This is a genomic window from Actinokineospora globicatena, from assembly GCF_024171945.1.
Lineage (GTDB): Bacteria > Actinomycetota > Actinomycetes > Mycobacteriales > Pseudonocardiaceae > Actinokineospora > Actinokineospora globicatena.
The window spans coordinates 800,825-816,877 of record NZ_JAMTCR010000004.1 but is presented as its reverse complement, the minus strand read 5'-3'; the positions used below and the strand labels follow the sequence as shown (position 1 = coordinate 816,877).

Here is a 16,053-nt window from a genome sequence, read left to right as displayed (position 1 = left end):
CGGGGTCCAGCCGGGCCATGGGCGTGGCCGTGAAAGCGTCCTTAGTGGACGAGAGGTGCGGGAGGGGGATACTGCCGGGTATGCGATTTGAGACGACGGTGGAGTTGAGTGGGAAGTCGGCTACTGGTCTTCGGGTGCCGGAGGAGGTGTTGGCGGCTCTAGGGCCGAAGAAGCGAGTGCCGGTGAAGGTGACGATCGGGAGTTACACGTACCGGACGACCACGGGGCCGCATGATGGGGGTTACTTTGTGCCGCTCAGTGGCGAGAACCGGACGGCTGCGGGAGTGGCGGCTGGGGACACGGTGCAGGTGGACATAGAGGTAGACACCGAGCCGCGGGTGGTTGAGGTGCCGGGGGATTTGGCGGAGGCGCTTGAGGCAGGTGGCGCGCGGGGGGCGTTCGACAAGTTGTCCTACTCGCATCAGCGGGCGCATGTGCTGTCTGTGACGGACGCCAAGACCGAGGCGACGAGGCAGCGGAGAGTCGAGAAGGTTGTTGCTGCGCTCACCACTCCGTAAAGTTCCCCATTACACCGAACGATAGGGTACTTTGGGGAACATGGAGTGGTTGTCGGTCGAGCAGGTCGCCGATGAGCTGGGGTTGCATGTCCGGACGGTGCGGAACTACGTGCGGGACGGGAAGCTCAAGGCCGTTCGGATCGGGAAGCAGTACCGGATCGCGCGGGAGGATCTCGACGCGGTGACGGGGGCGCCTCCCGTGCGCAGGCACCGGCACGTGGAGGTGGCGACCACGGTCCGGGTCGACGCCATCAGTCGCGGCGACATGGACCGGGTGGCGACGTTGCTGACCGCGGCCGCCGGGTCGGGGACCGGTGGGCAGGTCCGCGTGCAGCTGTCCTACGACGAGGAGCGCGCGAGCATGACCGTGATGCTGCTCGGGGGCCTGGTCACGACCGCCGAACTGCTCCGGTTGATCGACGTGGTAACCGACCGAGGAAGCGCGGGAGCAGACCGATGACCATCACCCAGTACGGCGCGGAGACGGTGCTGCACTGCCCGGCGGAGGGCCCGGTGCTGACCGGGGAGCAGGACGCGCTCGACCTGATCGGCGAGGCGTGGGGCGCGCAGGCCAGTGCCGTGGTGCTCCCGGCGGGCAGGCTGGACCCGAGCTTCTTCGTGTTGAGCAGCGGGTTCGCGGGCGCCTTCGTCGGCAAGTTCGTGAACTACCGGATGGTGCTGGTCGTGGTCGGCGACATCTCCGCGCACCTGGAGCGCAGCGAGCCGTTGCGCGCGTTCCGGCGGGAGACCAACCAGGGCAAGCAGTTCTGGTTGCTCGACACCGCCGACGAGGTCGCCGCGAAGTTCGAGTGAAGGGCCGCCCCGCGACCGGGGGCGGCCCTTCGACCGGCTAGCCCCAGATCGAGGCCACCCACTCCGGGTGGTCGATGAACGGGTTGCGGTTGTGCTGGTAGCTGTCGTAGATCACCTGGTTGCGGCGCCGCTCGAAGGCGTCCGGCGGGTCCTGGGCGTGCCAGCGCAGCAGGGTGGAGAGCTTGCCGTGGTACGGGGCGGTGCCGTTGTTGACGCTGTCGTTGACGTCCAGGTCGACATACCCGTCGCCGCCCTCGTAGCGGACGTCCATGTACAGGATCATCCTGGCGACGTCGCCCTTGACCGCGTCGCGCGGTTCCCAGGAGTCGCTGTCGGTCAGGTTGCCCGGCGCCTCGGCGGCGGGCGAGCCGCCGGTGTCGAAGTCCTTGTTGCCGCGGTTGGAGTTGACCGAGACGTCCTCGGGGCGCAGGTGGTGCAGGTCGGTGCCGGGGCCCGTGGCGGTGCCGAAGTCACCGTGCGACTTGGCCCAGACGTGCTCGCGGTTCCAGTCGTTGGCGCCGCCGCCGTTGGTCGACTTGCTCTGCGAGCGCCCGCTGTAGAGCAGGATGACGTTGTTCGGGTTGGCCGGGTCCTGGTCGGTGGCCTTGAGCGCGGTCCAGACCTGGTCGTAGTTCAGCTTGTCGCCGACCCGGATGATCTGGTTGAGCGCCGTCTTGAGCTGCGGCCCGGTCTTGCCGATCGCCGCCTGGTAGTAGTCGTCGGTCGACGTCGGGGGCGCGGTCGTCGTGGGCGGCGTTGTGGTGGGCGGGGTAGTCGTCGTGGTGGGCGGGGTGCCGACCCGGGCGAACGCGGTGGTGGACGTCAGCCCGGCGTGGCTGAAGTACGCGCTCAGCGACCCGGTGACGTCGAGTTGGGCGCCGAGCAGCGACGGGTTCGTCTTGAGCCCGTAGGCCGCCCGGAACGACGTGGTGATCTGCACGTAGACCATGCGCGTGTGGTTCGTCTCGGCGGCCGAGTCGGCCAGCGCGAGCGCGTAGTCGGACGGGTAGTTCGACCGGACCACGGTGGTGGTCGCGGTGGGCTGGCCGACGACGTAACCGCGGACGGTGGCCGACGACCCGTTCTGGGCGCCGACGGCGGCCGAGACGGTGATCGGCGCGGCGGCCGCCGTGGATGATCCCGCAGCCTCGGTGAATGATCCCGCGGCCTCGGTGGATGATCCCGCGGCCTCCGCGGGTGACCCGACCTGCGGTGCCACCACGGCGGTGGTGACGCAGGCCAGCAGGGCTAACAGGGACCAGCGACTGGCTCGCATGGGCGATGTCCTCTCCCCGACGGTGACCAAAGTCGACAGAGCGTGACTCTGGTTTCACTTTCGAGTGAAGACTGCCATGAATCAACCAACTAAAGCATGAACGTGGTGGAGCTTCCCGATGGCCACGTGATGGCAGTGCGCGGCGCTCGGGCACCGCGGCGCAGGGGCCGGGAAAGGAAGAAGCGGCCCTGCCGTCGGGGGGTGACAGGGCCGCGATGGTGTAGTCGCCGCAGGCCGGGTGGGTGTTACCGACTGGAGTGGACGCGGCGCGGGCGACCGCGTTCCGCAGTGGACTGTGTCACCCGAACAGCGGAAGCCGGACCACGAACCGGGCGCCGGTCCCCGGTCCGTCGCTGTGCGCTGTCACCGTGCCGCCGTGCACGGCGACCACCCCGCGCACGATGGCCAGGCCCAACCCGAGTCCGCCGACCCGGGGATCGGCCACCCGGGTGAACCCCTCGAACAGCGTGGCCGCCACCGCCGGGTCGAAGCCGATCCCGGTGTCGGCCACGGTGAGCTCGGCGGTGCCGGGCTCCACCACCAGCCCCACCCGCACCACCGTCCCCGCCGCGCTGTAGCGGACCGCGTTGGACAGCAGGTTGTTGACGGCCTGCCCCAGCCGCACCCGGTCGCCGACCACCACGACCGGCTCGGCGGGCACCGAGACGAGCACCTCGCGGCCGTGCAGCCCCGGCGGCCCCACCGCGTCGGCGACCACCTCACCCAGGTCGACCGGCACCCGGTCCACCCGCAGCCCGCCGGTGATCACCCGGCCCGCGTCGAGCAGGTCGTCGGCCATCCGGCTCAGCGCGGTGACCTGGCGGTCGAGCACCCCGAGCGCCGGGTGCTGGGCGACGTCGAGCGCGAGCAGCTCGGTGGCGACCCGCAGCGCGCTCAGCGGGGTGCGCAACTCGTGCGCGACCGCGGCGAAGAACCCGTCCTTGACCTCGTGCTCGCGCCGCAGCGCCGCCCCCGCCTCGGCGAGCCGGTCGTTGGCCGCCTTGAGCTCGCGGGAGCGGACGAACAGGTCGATCTCCAGGCGCTGCAACCGCTCGTCGGTCGGCCGGTCGACGACCAGGTCGGTGACGTCCTCGACCCGGTGCAGGATGTAGCCGATCGCGCCGTCGGGGCCGATCAGCGGGGTGTTGACCGGGCTCCAGTGCCGCTCCTCGAACACGCCGTCGCCGACCTCGATGTCGTAGCGCTGGATCGGCATGGTGTCGGGCTGCCCGGTCGCCAGGACGGTTTCCAGCGAACGGCGCAGGTTGCGCACCCCGTCCGGGGCGAGCAGATCGGGATTGTCCGGGAACGCGGTGAAGATGTGCGTGCCGATCAGGTCCGCGCGATTCTTGCCGGTCGCGCGCGCGTACGCGGGATTCACCTCGACGATGACCAGATCGGGGCCGAGCACCAGGTAGTGCGACGGCGTGGCGGTGAACAACAACTCGAAGTCCATCACGGGTCCAGCCGGTAGCCGAATCCGCGCACGGTCGTGATCCGGGGTTCGGTCACCCCGGCGGCGACGAGTTTGCGGCGCACCCGGTAGACGTGTTCGTCCACTGTGGTCGGTGCCTGCCAGCGCGACGAGGAGCCCCACACGTGGTCGAGCAGCTGCTCGCGGGAGAAGGTCTGCCCGGGGGCGCTGGCGAGGAACTCCACCAGCGCGTACTCGCGCGGGGTGAGGGCGATCGGGGTGCCCGCCCTGCGCACCTCGCGGGCGCCGGTGTCGATCACCAGCCCACCCACCCGGATCGCGGTGGCCGGGGGTGGCGGCGCGCCGCTGCGGCGCAGCACGGCGCGGATGCGCGCGGCCAGTTCCCGTGGGGAGTAGGGCTTCACGACGTAGTCGTCGGCGCCGAGCTCCAACCCGACGACCCGGTCGGCCTCCTCGCCGCGGCCGGTCACGACGATCACCGGCAGCGGGTTGTCGCGCCCGCGCACCGCGCGCAGCAGGTCGAGCCCGTTGCCGTCGGGTAAGCCGAGGTCGAGCACGACGAGGTCGACGCGGTCGGTCTCCAGCAGCCGCAGCCCGGTCCGCACGTCGGCGGCGAGCAGCACCTGGAACCCCTCGCGGACCAGGAAGTCCCTGGCCATCGCGGCGAGGTCGGGCTCGTCCTCGACGAGCACGACCGCCGGGCGGTCGGATCGGGTCTCGGATTCCACTTCCCGCCCCGTTGACGAAATGTTGAACTCCCGCAGACAGCGTGGCCAAGGCAGGACGGTATCACTGTGAGAACACACCCACCGCCGCACGGGTGACCACCACTCGGGCAATACCTGAGACCTTTTCGACAATTGCGAGCGAGGCGCGAACCCATGGCTACGCGAGCACGGCTTGCCGATGTGCTGATCGACCTTTCCGACACGCTGGGACCCGATTTCGAGTTGGTGTCCTACCTGCGACGACTCACCGACCACTGCGCCGCGCTCGCGGCGGCGGACAGCGCGGCGGTGCTCCTCGCCGACAGCGACGGCTCCCTCCGGTCGACGGACCCCCACGCGGGCGAGAGCCGGGTGGCGGCGCTGTTCGACCGGCACCACGAGCACGGCCCTGGCAGCACCGCGTTCGCGACCGCGGCGGCCAACGGCGGTCCGGTCACCCGGTGGCCCGCGATCACCGGGGTCGCGACCCTGGCCGGGTTCGCGCACGCGCACGCCGTCCCGATGCGACTGCGCGGCACGCCGCTGGGCGCGGTCTGCCTCTACCGGGTGGCCGACCAGGCCTTCGACGCCGAGCAGGTCGCCGCCGTGCAGGCGGTCGCCGACATCGCCGCGATCGGGATCAACGCCGAGCGCGCGGTCCGGCAGCGCCAGACCCTCACCGACCAGCTGCAGTCCGCGCTGGAGAGCCGGGTGCTGATCGAGCAGGCCAAGGGCGTGCTCGCCGAGCGGCACCACCAGTCGGCGTCGGAGTCGTTCCAGGAGCTGCGGTCGCTGTCGCGCTCGCACAACCTCAAGATCGCCCAGGTCGCCGCCGAGGTCGTGCGCAGCGCCGCGCACGTCCGGCTCGCCGCGCGCGGCTGAGCACGGCGGGGTCGTCGCGCAGGCCGGGACCGGTCAGGAGAGGATTGCCGGGACCGAGCAGTCGAGTACGAGGAGCACGCATGGCTCTGCAGAAGCCCGAGGTCGACCCGATCGAGGGTGCCGCCCCCACTGAGCTGGCGGTGCAGGACATCACCGTCGGTGACGGCCCCGAGGCCACCCCCGGCCAACTGGTGTCGGTGCACTACGTCGGTGTCGCCCACTCGACCGGCGAGGAGTTCGACGCCTCCTGGAACCGGGGCGAGGCCTTCGCCTTCCCGCTCGGCGCGGGCCGGGTCATCGCGGGCTGGGACCAGGGCGTGGCGGGCATGCGCGTGGGCGGCAGGCGCAGGCTGGTCATCCCGCCGAGCCTGGGCTACGGCGAACGCGGCGCGGGCGCGTTGATCAAGCCGGGCGAGACCCTGATCTTCGTCGTGGACCTGCTCGGCGTGAACTAGGCGCCCCAGCACCACCCCGTCCGGCACCGGATCGCCACCACGGTGCCGGACGGGGGATCCACCGCTAGCGCAAGTACTCCAGCAGGACCGCCGTCGCGGCCGGGTCCTCCACGTGCGCGTTGTGCCCGACGTCGGGCAGCACGACCGGGTTCGGCACGAGGGTCCGCAGCTGCTCGACCGGCGACATCGTGTCCCGCTCCCCCGCCGCCAGCGTCACCCTGGCCCGCGCGGCCGCGAGCAGCCCCGGCAGGTCCGGCCGCCCGACGGCGAACGCCCTCGGGTCCACCGCCGCGCGCCACCCGCCGCCGAACTCCGTGACCGGCCCGGACGGCAGACCGGCGAGCCTGCCCGCCCACGCCTCGGCCTCGGCGCGGGTCTCGAACACCTTCGGCGGCTTCGCCCCCAGCGCCCGGCCCTTGGCCAACTCGTCGGGCGACCAGCTGAGCTTCACCCCGAGCGCGACGACCGAGGTGACCCGGACGCCGAACCAGCCCGACGCCAGCGCCAGGGCCACCACCCCGCCGAGGGAGTGGCCGAGCACCGCGACGGGCTGGTCGGGGTCGAGCGCGGCGGCGACGCGGGCGGCCAGCGCGCCGAAGCTGTAGCGCTCCAGCGGGGTGGCGGCGCCGTGACCCGCGAGGTCGGGGGCCACGACCGGGCCGTCCCACTGGGAAGCGGCGTCCAAGCCGTCCCACAGCGCTCCGCTGCCTGCGAGGCCGTGCAACAGGACCAGGGTCGGGTGTTCAGTCACGACCCCGATCTTGCCCCACGGGGTCAGCAGCCGCCGCAGTTGTAGAACGTGACGTCCCAGTGATTGCTCTCCGTCAAGCTGCATACAACACGGAGTGTGAGCGACACGCCGCCCTGCGTCGGATGTACGCTGGTCAGAGGGGGTTCACACCAGCCTATGGCAGGCAGGTTGAGTTCTGCGTCACAGCAGGACGACGTCAACGCAGGGGAGGTAGCGAGGTGGCTCACGGGGGTGGAGAGGAGCGCGGGGTCAGCCTCCCCGCGCAGGGCATCCCGGCGGGGGCAGGGCGGACATGCCCGAATTGCGGGTCAGCGCTTGCGGCAGACAACACCGCAACCCTGTGCGTTAGGTGTCACAGGGAGTTGCGCGACCAACTCCGCACCCCACCCCTTTACTCTCACGAGTTCTTCGACACTGGCGAGTTCCGCGCCGCGTTCGACAGTCAACACATGGGCAAGGCGTTCCGGGCCTACCGGAACCACCCACACCACCTCAGACTCTTTGGCAAGCCACTCAATCAGGAACTCCTGGGCCGCTGGCTAGGTCTGACACAGGCACAGGTCAGCAAAGCCGAGAAGGGCAAGCCCGAACTAAATCTGGAAGTTCTCCGAAGGTACGCGCTAGTCCTGCAAATACCGAAAGACCTTCTCTGGTTTGACTTTCCGGGCGAAAAGCGGCGGACCAGCGCCACGACTCTGGGCAGCGCGACCATGGACAGCGCGACCACAATCGCCGCGACACTCGAACTCCCCCAAAAAGTGGTGCCATGGTCGCCCTCGAACTTGTTGAATGAAGATCCGACCACACACGTGGAGCGCTTGATTTCGGCCCGAGAACATTTTGAGCAGATGTATAGAAGTTCGGGTGGCCTCACCACCGGCAATCGCATCGATATGTACTTGGCAAGGCAAACACTGCCGCTGCTGACTGGGATGGCCGGAGACGGCAATATGGGCCTTAAGTCGCAACGAGCCATGGGCGGCCTCGTCGCACTTGCGGGCGTGTGCGCATATGACTCAGAAGATTGGTCAGTTGCGTACTCCCGATTCTCGCACGCGCTATTGATCGCAGAGGCAGCCCGTGACTACGGGTTTCACGCATACGTACTCGCGTTGATGGTCAATCAAGCGCTAGCTCTGGAAGACTACAAGTCAGCATTGCAACTCGCCGAGGTTGGGCTACGTTCGTCCGAGAAGGTGCCACCGTCGCCCTTGCTGATCGACCTGCAAACGATGAAAGCCAAGGCTTTGGCCTTCATGGGTGACCGCTCGGAAGCGATGGCCATGATTCGGGAGATCGAGAACACAGCCGGTCGACTCGCTGGAAGTCACGACATCGCTGAAGCGAGTTACGCCCAAGAGGGTCATCTACATGCGCAACTTGCCGAAGCTTTGGCGAGCCTGAGGGAGTTTCACGCCGCTGGCCACTACGCGGAACAGGCGCTGGTCAGCGATGGGCATCCCAGAGGGAAGGTAAACAGGCTCGCATCGATGGCGACCCTCGAAATGGCTATGGGAGATATCGAGCGAGCTTCCTCTCTGGCGTGTCAAATGGTCGATACGGCTAGGGGGATGGACTCGCGACGCCTTAGCAGCAGATTCGCCAAGCTCAGAGCCGAGTTCGCAAGCCAGCCGACCACAACCAGCAGAGAAGCAATAGCTAGAATTGACAGCGCTATCGCCGTGATTCTGTAAGCACCAACGAGAGGGATATCGCCAAGATGAAATGGAAGAACCACGGCGAAGAGGACGTCTACAAGAATGACTGGTTCAAGGTAAAGCTTGCAGACGTTGAGTTGCCAGACGGTCGACATCTTTCCCACTTCGTCATTCGCCAACGACCAGTGGCACTTACGGCGGCGCTCAACGAAAACAAAGAAGTCTTGTTGTTGTGGCGCCATCGCTTCATAACAGACACCTGGGGCTGGGAGTTGCCAGCCGGCGTAGTCGAGGATGACGAGACGATCGAACAAGCCGCAGCGCGTGAAATGCTAGAAGAAACCGGCTGGCGAGCGGGACCTTTGCAGAAGTTGATTACAATGGAACCCGCAAATGGACTTTCCGACTCTTTGCATCACGTGTATTGGGCAGACGGCGCGGAATATGTGGGTTATCCCGAAGACGACTTCGAATCCGGTCGACGCGAATGGGTAGCCCTTAGTCGGGTTCATGACCTTATCAGCAAGGGCGATGTCCGGAGCGCAAATGCTATCGCAGCGTTGTTGCTACTGCACGACAAGCTAATCGCCTCGCAGAAGTAGGCGCTATCCGAGGTGCCTCACCCCATAGGCGCCCAGTTGCCTGGCAAGCTTTAGAAACCACACAACCATGCAGAGGGCCAGCCCTGTCGGGGCTGGCTTCTCAGCGATTCGCGACCGCCAAGGTTCGGGCTTTAGTCACGATCGGGATGCCCGCACTGGCAGCCGCGAAGTCCCTCAACCTTCTCCAGAATCAAGCCGACTTGCTTTTCAATTCTTTCCAGCTTTGCAAGTTCTGTTTCCTCTACGTAATCTACGGGCAAGGGTTCGATTCCCAGGCTGACACTCTTGAGATGATCTGGGTGCAGTCCCAGCGCTACAGAAAGTGCCTCAAGAGTTCGGCGGCTTCTCCTGCGTTCGTTGGTGTTATATTGGAGTTCACGAACGACGGCCTGAGAAACTCCGGAGCGCTCGGCTAGCACCTTCTGGGGCAACTTGAGCGAGTTCATGCAGTCGTTGATTACCGTCGCAACTGCTACCCAGTTCTCCCTGCCGCCTCCGCCTTCCCGAATTCTCACGGGTCCGCAATCCGCGCGAGCAGCAATCGAGTCTGTTCTTCGTTGATGGCAGCGGCGTCAATCTCTTTTATTAACTTCTGATGGTGCCTGACATCGCCCAGCGACTCCAAAACCATCCCCATGCCCGAAAGATCGACCTTGACGAGCTTTCGGCCTTCGACCAAGTCGAAAAGACGAAATGGCGCGACAGTTCCAGGGTCTGGTACGACTCGAATAGTCACCAGCGGACTCGCTTCAAGCCAGAAGAGAAGTCTGGCTTGCTCCTGCGCGACACTGGTTGTCAAACCTAGTCGCCGCAAAGCAGGAAGGCCCAGATAGTACGTTCGATGCGGCCCCTGACCTAGATTTCGCTCGACACGGCCAGGTCCCGGGTGACAGTCCGTCCGCAGTTCCGGTGGGATTTCGTGGGGTGCGTAACTGACCACAGTACAAGAAGAATCTTCGAGGTATACATCCGCCTTGTCTTGAAGATCCTTGTCAGCAGGGCCTAGCCACCACTCCAACTTTTCGCGATCTCGGTGAAGACCTACGAGCATCGCGCGTTCCTTTCGCGACCTAAAGCCACACACACCGGCGAGCGTGACGAGATCGGGCTCCGAAATCGACCGCTTGCCAGCAAGGAAGCGCGAGAGATCAGATCTGTGCAAGTCGCAGCGTTCAGCTACAACCTGATGAGTATCTGACAGTTTGTCGAGCGCTTCTCTGATCATCGATCCGAGTACTATAGCCCGAGCAATGGGGATTCGGACGTTCACCACCACACCTCATATTTCGTTAGCAGAATCCGCAGTGGGCCAGCAAGATGGGCATATCTCGCTGGCCCACCCGACTCGGAGGACGACGACCTTTGTCAAAGGTCATCCGACGGACTAGGCCGACTTTGCTGTTTCCTCCCCAGTCCCGCGTGCACGGCTGTGGAGGCTAACCAGTCGGGTACACACCGCGCACGGAGCGCAGGGTGGGACAAACAGTGGCTCTGGGAGTAGCCCCGTGGTACCGCATACCGATGTGTAGACGCCATGGTTTCCGCATGTCGCCGCTTGGTTCTCGGCGACAAGATGCTGAGAACCGTTGGTAAACGTCATCGAAATGACACCAAGGTCTGCGAGCAAATGTGACGCGGGGCGGGTTTGGTAGGGGGTTCGATGGGGTCTATTCGAGGGGGTGAACGCCCACAGGATAAGCGCCACTGCCGACACGCCGAGCAGAATGATGACAAAGTATATCCCGGTACTCAAGTTCAAGCCCTCCTTTCATGGGCACGTTTTTCTCTAAGAGAACGGGCGCCACTGGAGACTGGTCGGGCGCCGCCGGAGGTGCAGCCATTCGACCAAAGCGAGATGTGCCGACTCAATGCTGACTGCACATCCGAATGGAAAGGTCATCCCGGTACTCCCGCTAAAGATCAGTTCCGCCCCTGCCTGCGGGTGGCCCGGGTTGTGCGTGACGGCTATCGGCATGTCGCGATCGTCGTGGTCGGTGTAGTTGAGCGCCGCCACACCGAGGGATGGACGCACGCTGACCCGAAACTGACTGTTGGGCACGGGTCCCGCCAGGGTTGTGCGGTACTCGTGGTCGCCGATCAGCAGGATCGTTTCCCACGTCACGTGTTCGGTTTCGAGTACCTCCTCAATGAGGTTGATCGACTCGCGCAGGCCGTTGGTCACACGGGATATACCCGTGGTGAGCGTCGCGGTGACAATCATGGGCGGGTCATCGTCGACCATCGCCGAACGCTCCCTTGCTACGGACGTACCGCTCGTCCCCGGTGGACGGGCACGACAAGTAAGCACCACCCCCGGGGAATGTCTATGCCAGTGCGGGAATACCACATTCCCGTGGCGGCATAACACCTGTTCAGGGCTACCGCCGAAATCGACAGACAGTGCGACCCCAGGCGGATGTTCACCCATTCGCGCTAACGCGCCGCGCGGTGACAAGAGATCGACTATTCTCGGCTGGAATATTCGCGCCCCGATATTCTTTTCCGGAATATTTTCATGCCGCCCACGCGGCTCGACCAGGGGATATTCCGAGCGAGGAATACCAGTATTCCCGCGTCGGCATAGTAGGCGTTCAGGTTCGGCGCCTTACTGGTTGTACCGCTCCCCGGACGGGGATCGGAACAACCGAGCAAAGGACCAATAATCGATGAGATTCACACGCTCTGATCATCTGTCCATTGGTCAGGTGGCATGGCTTCTGGGTGCGAGCAAGGCGAATGTGTGTCGTGCCGTACGGGTGGGTGTTCTGCCCGTGGTGCAGACCCGGGATGGTCTGCGGGTTCCGGTGTGCGCGGTGGCACAACTGGCGACAGTTCCGGCCGGGGGTGAGGCCCTGTGAAGCGGCAGGTAGTCGAGTGGGTCGTCACCGATCTGGACCGGGTGGCGCCGATGTCTGACGACGAGCTAGCGGACGTGGTGCGCCGGGACGGTACGTGCGGCTGGTTGATGACCATGGAGCGGACACCGGAGTGGACCGGTGACAACCGCGCCGATCGGGAGCTGGTCGCGCCGATCTGCGGGTCATGCCCGGTGCAGCGTGAGTGCCTGGAATGGGACCTGCGGGCCTACGGCTATGCCATCAGCGGGGTATGGGGGCCGCTGCCGGAGGACGAGCGGCGGGCGGTGTTCGCGCTCTGGTCACAACGGCGTGCCGACGCGGCCGGTGGGGTCGGTGGTGGCCTGTGACGACGGGATCGAGTGCGGCGCCTGCCGTGGTCGTGGGCCTGGTCGCCGTGATTGTGGTCGCACTGCTGCCGCGGGCGTGGCGTGCCTCGGCTCGCAGGGCCCGTGACGCGGCACTGCTAGCCGGTGTGGGCGGTGGGTCGGTGTCGTTGGTGGGGCGGACGGTGGCCGGGGCGCTGCTGATCGTCGGTGTGCAGTGGTTGGTGTTGACCCACCCCACCGTGACGGGGTGGGCGCGGGTGGCGGCGTTGGGGGTGCCCGCGCTGGTCGCGTCGTGGGCGTTGGTTCGGGCGCTGAGCGGGAGCACCGTTCATGAACGGCGACATCGTCGGGGGCGTCGATGAACGCGGCGATGGACAGGGCGGACCGTCTTGCCCAGGACGCGGCGGTTGCGGCGCGGGTGCGGGCCTACCGGATGCACCCGGACGTGGTGGCGTTGCGGGTGGAGCAGGTCCGTGCCCAGGTGGACCGGTTGTGTTGGGCCGGTATCGGGTTGGGGTTGGCGTTCACGATGACCAACGTCCAGCAGTTCGCCGCTAACGGGGCCGCGCCGTGGTCGTTGGTGTGGTTGGCGGCGTGGTTGCTGGATCCCACGGTGTCGCTGGTGTTGCTGGCGATCCTGCGGGCCGAACAGCTCACCGCCCGGTACCAGGTCGTGACCGGGCCGTGGGTGCGGCGGGCGAAGTGGTTCACCCTGGCCGCTACCTATGTGATGAACACGTGGGCGTCGTACGCGGTCGGGTCCCTCTCAGGGATCGTGCTGCACTCGGTACCGCCGCTGGTGGTGTTCGTGGCCGCAGAGGCGATCACCGACCTGCGCGACAAGCTCACCGAGACGGTCTCCGCCGCGTTCACCCACGCCACGCACCTACACCAGACCACCCGGCCGGACCTGGCCGTGAACGGCCCCGACGCGTTCACGGACGGCGATCCGGCGCCCGGCGACAACACCGCTGCCGTGGACGCGGCACCGGTTCATGAACGGCCAGACGATCCCGCCCCCGGGTCGCGTCGCCGGAAGTTGCTCGCCGACTACGTAGCCGACGCACGCGCCGCGTGGGCGCCCGGGGTCACGGTGACAGCGGCGTGGGCCCGATCAGTGACGGAGTGTTCGCGGGGGCTGTCCTCCCGGGTCGCCGCTGAGGTTCTCGCCGGTCTCGACTCGCCCGACATCGGCCCCGAGGTCGACGGCCCGACCACCACAGTGGACATGGGCGGGCCGGGGAAGCGGGGTGGTGTAAGCGATGTCTCGTCGTGAACTGGCCCGTAAGGTGTTCGATGCGGAGCTACTGAGCGAGGAACCCGTTGCGGCACAACGGAACTGGTCGCTGCGGCTTGGGATGACCAAGGTGACCCGACAGGCTGTTTCCGCAGGTCGCGACATGTTCGCCAGGGGGCGACCGGTGGTCTCGTACCGTTTCCGGAAGGCTCCCCGCGACCTGGGCCGGTTGCTGTGGTTCCTCGTGCGTGGTGCGGGTCGGTGGGTCGATCGGGGGTGGCGTTGGGCGTCCTACGCGGACTTGCGGGCCGATGCCCGCGCGGCACGGGTCGCCGGTGATCCGCAGGCGCGGCGTACCGCCCAGGAACTCATCCGCGCCGACGCGCGGGCCCGCTGGGTCAAGCTCGGCGCGGCCCTGCGCCGTGTGCTGATCACCGCCGCCGTCGTGACCGCCTTGGTGGTGCTGCTGGCACTGCTCGATGCCCTGGTCGACCGGGTGGACATGCCCGGGTGGCTACGGGCGCTCTACGACGTGCGAGACGCGATCACCGGCGCCGTGGTGGCGGTGTGGTCGTGGCTGCCGTGGCCGGCCACACTCGGCGCGGTCGGGGCGGCCGTGTGGGAGGGCCGTGACCGCACCCCCGGGGCCGGGTGGCTCACCCGCCCGGACCGCGCCGACTCCGACTCCTGGGTGGACGAACGGATGATCTCCAAAGCCTTGGCGCACCTGGGGATCGCACCACTGTCCGCGTTCTTCAAGAAGGGCGGGGAACTGCTCTACAGCGTCCCCGCGCGCAAGGACGGCGACGGAACCCACGCACAGGTCCGCCTACCCCTCGGGGTCACCGCAGAGATGGTCACCGACCGCCGCAAGGTACTCGCCGCCAACCTGGGCCGGGCCGCGTTGGAGACCTGGCCCACCACCGGCGAGGAAGACGGGGTGTTGGACCTGTGGGTCGCCGACAAGGGCACCCTGTCCGGCGGGGCCGGTGACTGGCCCCTGCTGCACGAGGGGACCGTGGACCTGTTCGACGGGGTGCCGTTCGGCCTGTCCCAACGCGGCGCCGTGATCAACGCACCCCTCATCGAAACCAACTGGCTGGCGGGCGGCCGACCCGGACAGGGCAAGACCAACGTCCTGCGGGTGCTGATGCTCGGGGCTGCCCTGGACCCCACGGCGGAACTGTGGACCTACGTCATGGGCGAGAGCCCCGATTTCGAGCCCCTGGCGCCTCGTCTGAGCCGCTACCGCGTCGGGATGGACGACTCAGTCGCCGCTGACGCCGTACAGGCCCTGGACGATCTCCTGCGGGAGATGGAGCGACGCGGCAAGGTCCTCGGTGAGCAACCCGGCCGACCCCCGAAGGTCTCCCGCCGACTCGCCGACAACCCACGCCTTGGCCTGCACCCACTCCTCGCGGCCATCGACGAATGCCACGAACTGTTCCAACACCCCCGCTACGGCAAACAAGCACAAGAAGCGGCCGTCCGACTCATCAAACGCGGCCGCAAATACGGCATCATCCTGCTACTCGCCACCCAATCACCCACCAAGGACAGCATCCCCAAGGAGATCACCCGCAACATCTCCTGCGGAGTCGCGTTCGCCGTGGCCGACCACATCGCCAACGACGGACTACTCGGATCCGGCAAGTACCGCGCCGGAATCCGCGCCACGGAACTACGCATGAAGACCGACCGAGGCACCTGCGTCGCGGTCGGAGTCACCGACAACACCTTCGAACTCATCCGCACCTTCTACGTGCCGTTCGAGGACGGCAGCGACATGGTCACCCCGGTCATCCACCGCGCCATGGCACTACGCGCCAACCACTCACACGCCCTCACCACCACCCGCGCCCACCTGGCGATCGAGGCCCCACCACCCGACCCCCTTGCCGACATTCACCACGTCCTCAACCACGAACCCCGCGTACGCACACAGACCGTCCTAGCCCGACTCGCAGCACTCAACCCCACCACCTACGAACCCTGGACCGCCCGCGACCTACGCGCCCTACTCGACCAACACGGCATCCCACCCCGCAAGTCCGACGGCCACATGGTCATCCGCACCAACGACATCACCACCGCCATCACCTACCGGGATCACACCAGGGAACACCCCGGGAGCCAGGGAACTCCCCCTACCTCCTCCCTGCACCAAAATCCCTCTCCTGACCAGCACAAACCCCCACCAGGGACCCACCTCCGCCACACCTACCACACCCGCACAACCCACCCGGAACCAACCTCAACGACCGGACAACCCGCCTCCCTCCCGAACCAAGAGGGGAGCGAACACCACGACGACTAGACCACGATCCGACACCCCCGGCGGCAACGCCCACCGAAAGCAGCCCGAGCCATCCAACACACCTCGCACAGCAGAGGCCGACTGGATCAGTCAGTTCGTCGCAAAACTGGCAGACAATGGATTCTTCGATGAAGAGAAAGCAAGAGATATTCAAATCATATTGCGGAGCACGTCAACGTAAGGAAATGGCCTCGACCAGCAGTGGTCGGGGCCATCTC

At 66.6% G+C, this 16,053-nt stretch carries 18 protein-coding genes and 1 pseudogene; 11 read left to right on the top strand and 8 right to left on the bottom strand.

Going from position 1 to position 16,053, the window contains the following annotated elements:
* Positions 1 to 17: 17 nt before the first annotated feature.
* From LV79_RS22595 to LV79_RS22585, 3 genes are read left to right on the top strand one after another with little or no spacing between them, the layout of a single operon-like run.
* Positions 18 to 518 (top strand): YdeI/OmpD-associated family protein, encoded by a 501-nt coding sequence (locus LV79_RS22595; RefSeq protein ID WP_308208957.1) that lies wholly within the window; start codon positions 18 to 20, stop codon positions 516 to 518.
* Between the two features lie 40 nt (positions 519 to 558).
* Complete coding sequence (locus LV79_RS22590; RefSeq protein ID WP_253840173.1) at positions 559 to 978, top strand: helix-turn-helix domain-containing protein; 420 nt, start codon at positions 559 to 561, stop codon at positions 976 to 978.
* Positions 975 to 1,331, top strand: coding sequence for a DUF4180 domain-containing protein (locus LV79_RS22585; protein ID WP_253840172.1), 357 nt, complete (start codon positions 975 to 977; stop codon positions 1,329 to 1,331). Before LV79_RS22590 ends, LV79_RS22585 begins: the two co-directional genes overlap by 4 nt.
* Before the next feature lie 37 nt (positions 1,332 to 1,368).
* On the opposite strand, the gene LV79_RS34620 is transcribed toward LV79_RS22585, so the two are convergent.
* The 4 genes and pseudogenes from LV79_RS34620 to LV79_RS22570 all read right to left on the bottom strand — a co-directional run bounded on the left by LV79_RS34620 (position 1,369) and on the right by LV79_RS22570 (position 4,770).
* On the bottom strand, positions 1,369 to 2,157 hold the full coding sequence (locus LV79_RS34620; protein ID WP_372495425.1) for an endonuclease I family protein: 789 nt from the start codon (positions 2,155 to 2,157) through the stop codon (positions 1,369 to 1,371).
* Positions 2,149 to 2,607 (bottom strand): annotated as a pseudogene (locus LV79_RS34615) (DUF6359 domain-containing protein); the annotation flags it as partial. The pseudogene LV79_RS34615 and the gene LV79_RS34620, both read right to left, overlap by 9 nt.
* A gap of 298 nt (positions 2,608 to 2,905) precedes the next feature.
* Entirely contained in the window at positions 2,906 to 4,063 is a 1,158-nt protein-coding gene (locus tag LV79_RS22575; protein WP_253840170.1) for a sensor histidine kinase, read from the bottom strand.
* Entirely contained in the window at positions 4,063 to 4,770 is a 708-nt protein-coding gene (locus LV79_RS22570; RefSeq protein WP_253840169.1) for a response regulator transcription factor, read from the bottom strand. Before LV79_RS22570 ends, LV79_RS22575 begins: the two co-directional genes overlap by 1 nt.
* 153 nt (positions 4,771 to 4,923) lie before the next feature.
* On the opposite strand from LV79_RS22570, the gene LV79_RS22565 reads away from it, so the two are divergent.
* Together LV79_RS22565 and LV79_RS22560 are read left to right on the top strand one after the other, a co-directional pair.
* Positions 4,924 to 5,631: a GAF and ANTAR domain-containing protein gene (locus LV79_RS22565; RefSeq protein WP_253840168.1), complete on the top strand. Its 708-nt coding sequence runs from the start codon at positions 4,924 to 4,926 to the stop codon at positions 5,629 to 5,631.
* A gap of 80 nt (positions 5,632 to 5,711) precedes the next feature.
* Positions 5,712 to 6,086: an FKBP-type peptidyl-prolyl cis-trans isomerase gene (locus LV79_RS22560; protein ID WP_253840167.1), complete on the top strand. Its 375-nt coding sequence runs from the start codon at positions 5,712 to 5,714 to the stop codon at positions 6,084 to 6,086.
* 64 nt (positions 6,087 to 6,150) lie between these two features.
* Here the strand turns inward: LV79_RS22560 and LV79_RS22555 are convergent, their stop codons facing one another.
* Positions 6,151 to 6,837, bottom strand: a complete 687-nt coding sequence (locus LV79_RS22555; RefSeq protein ID WP_253840166.1) for an alpha/beta fold hydrolase — start codon at positions 6,835 to 6,837, stop codon at positions 6,151 to 6,153.
* A gap of 449 nt (positions 6,838 to 7,286) precedes the next feature.
* Here LV79_RS22555 and LV79_RS22550 point away from each other — a divergent pair, with 449 nt between their 5' ends.
* Positions 7,287 to 8,531, top strand: coding sequence for a helix-turn-helix domain-containing protein (locus LV79_RS22550; RefSeq protein ID WP_253840165.1), 1,245 nt, complete (start codon positions 7,287 to 7,289; stop codon positions 8,529 to 8,531).
* A 26-nt stretch (positions 8,532 to 8,557) separates the two neighbouring features.
* On the top strand, positions 8,558 to 9,097 hold the full coding sequence (locus tag LV79_RS22545; RefSeq protein ID WP_253840164.1) for an NUDIX hydrolase: 540 nt from the start codon (positions 8,558 to 8,560) through the stop codon (positions 9,095 to 9,097).
* A gap of 131 nt (positions 9,098 to 9,228) precedes the next feature.
* Here the strand turns inward: LV79_RS22545 and LV79_RS22540 are convergent, their stop codons facing one another.
* The 3 genes from LV79_RS22540 to LV79_RS22530 form a co-directional block, all read right to left on the bottom strand.
* Positions 9,229 to 9,612 (bottom strand): helix-turn-helix domain-containing protein, encoded by a 384-nt coding sequence (locus LV79_RS22540; RefSeq protein WP_253840163.1) that lies wholly within the window; start codon positions 9,610 to 9,612, stop codon positions 9,229 to 9,231.
* A complete protein-coding gene (locus LV79_RS22535; RefSeq protein ID WP_253840162.1) occupies positions 9,609 to 10,322 on the bottom strand; it encodes a Scr1 family TA system antitoxin-like transcriptional regulator in 714 nt (237 codons plus the stop codon). Before LV79_RS22535 ends, LV79_RS22540 begins: the two co-directional genes overlap by 4 nt.
* 561 nt (positions 10,323 to 10,883) lie before the next feature.
* Complete coding sequence (locus tag LV79_RS22530; protein ID WP_253840161.1) at positions 10,884 to 11,339, bottom strand: Imm1 family immunity protein; 456 nt, start codon at positions 11,337 to 11,339, stop codon at positions 10,884 to 10,886.
* A gap of 612 nt (positions 11,340 to 11,951) precedes the next feature.
* Here LV79_RS22530 and LV79_RS22525 point away from each other — a divergent pair.
* From LV79_RS22525 to LV79_RS22510, 4 genes are all read left to right on the top strand, one after another.
* Positions 11,952 to 12,302 (top strand): WhiB family transcriptional regulator, encoded by a 351-nt coding sequence (locus LV79_RS22525; protein ID WP_253840160.1) that lies wholly within the window; start codon positions 11,952 to 11,954, stop codon positions 12,300 to 12,302.
* Positions 12,299 to 12,643, top strand: a complete 345-nt coding sequence (locus tag LV79_RS22520) for a hypothetical protein (protein ID WP_253840159.1) — start codon at positions 12,299 to 12,301, stop codon at positions 12,641 to 12,643. The genes LV79_RS22525 and LV79_RS22520 overlap by 4 nt, the downstream gene beginning before the upstream one ends.
* A gap of 8 nt (positions 12,644 to 12,651) precedes the next feature.
* Entirely contained in the window at positions 12,652 to 13,557 is a 906-nt protein-coding gene (locus tag LV79_RS22515; protein ID WP_253840158.1) for a hypothetical protein, read from the top strand.
* A 145-nt stretch (positions 13,558 to 13,702) separates the two neighbouring features.
* Positions 13,703 to 15,835: a P-loop NTPase family protein gene (locus tag LV79_RS22510; RefSeq protein ID WP_253840157.1), complete on the top strand. Its 2,133-nt coding sequence runs from the start codon at positions 13,703 to 13,705 to the stop codon at positions 15,833 to 15,835.
* The last annotated feature ends 218 nt before the right edge of the window (positions 15,836 to 16,053 follow it).

What these genes read in the sequence shown, in the direction of transcription:
- LV79_RS22595 (WP_308208957.1), top strand. Translation starts at nt 18, where the DNA reads ATGGGCGTGGCCGTGAAAGCGTCCTTAGTGGACGAGAGGTGCGGGAGG.
- LV79_RS22590 (WP_253840173.1), top strand. Translation starts at nt 559, where the DNA reads ATGGAGTGGTTGTCGGTCGAGCAGGTCGCCGATGAGCTGGGGTTGCAT.
- LV79_RS22585 (WP_253840172.1), top strand. Translation starts at nt 975, where the DNA reads ATGACCATCACCCAGTACGGCGCGGAGACGGTGCTGCACTGCCCGGCG.
- LV79_RS22575 (WP_253840170.1), bottom strand. Translation starts at nt 4,063, where the DNA reads ATGGACTTCGAGTTGTTGTTCACCGCCACGCCGTCGCACTACCTGGTG.
- LV79_RS22565 (WP_253840168.1), top strand. Translation starts at nt 4,924, where the DNA reads ATGGCTACGCGAGCACGGCTTGCCGATGTGCTGATCGACCTTTCCGAC.
- LV79_RS22560 (WP_253840167.1), top strand. Translation starts at nt 5,712, where the DNA reads ATGGCTCTGCAGAAGCCCGAGGTCGACCCGATCGAGGGTGCCGCCCCC.
- LV79_RS22550 (WP_253840165.1), top strand. Translation starts at nt 7,287, where the DNA reads ATGGGCAAGGCGTTCCGGGCCTACCGGAACCACCCACACCACCTCAGA.
- LV79_RS22545 (WP_253840164.1), top strand. Translation starts at nt 8,558, where the DNA reads ATGAAATGGAAGAACCACGGCGAAGAGGACGTCTACAAGAATGACTGG.
- LV79_RS22535 (WP_253840162.1), bottom strand. Translation starts at nt 10,322, where the DNA reads ATGATCAGAGAAGCGCTCGACAAACTGTCAGATACTCATCAGGTTGTA.
- LV79_RS22530 (WP_253840161.1), bottom strand. Translation starts at nt 11,339, where the DNA reads ATGGTCGACGATGACCCGCCCATGATTGTCACCGCGACGCTCACCACG.
- LV79_RS22515 (WP_253840158.1), top strand. Translation starts at nt 12,652, where the DNA reads ATGGACAGGGCGGACCGTCTTGCCCAGGACGCGGCGGTTGCGGCGCGG.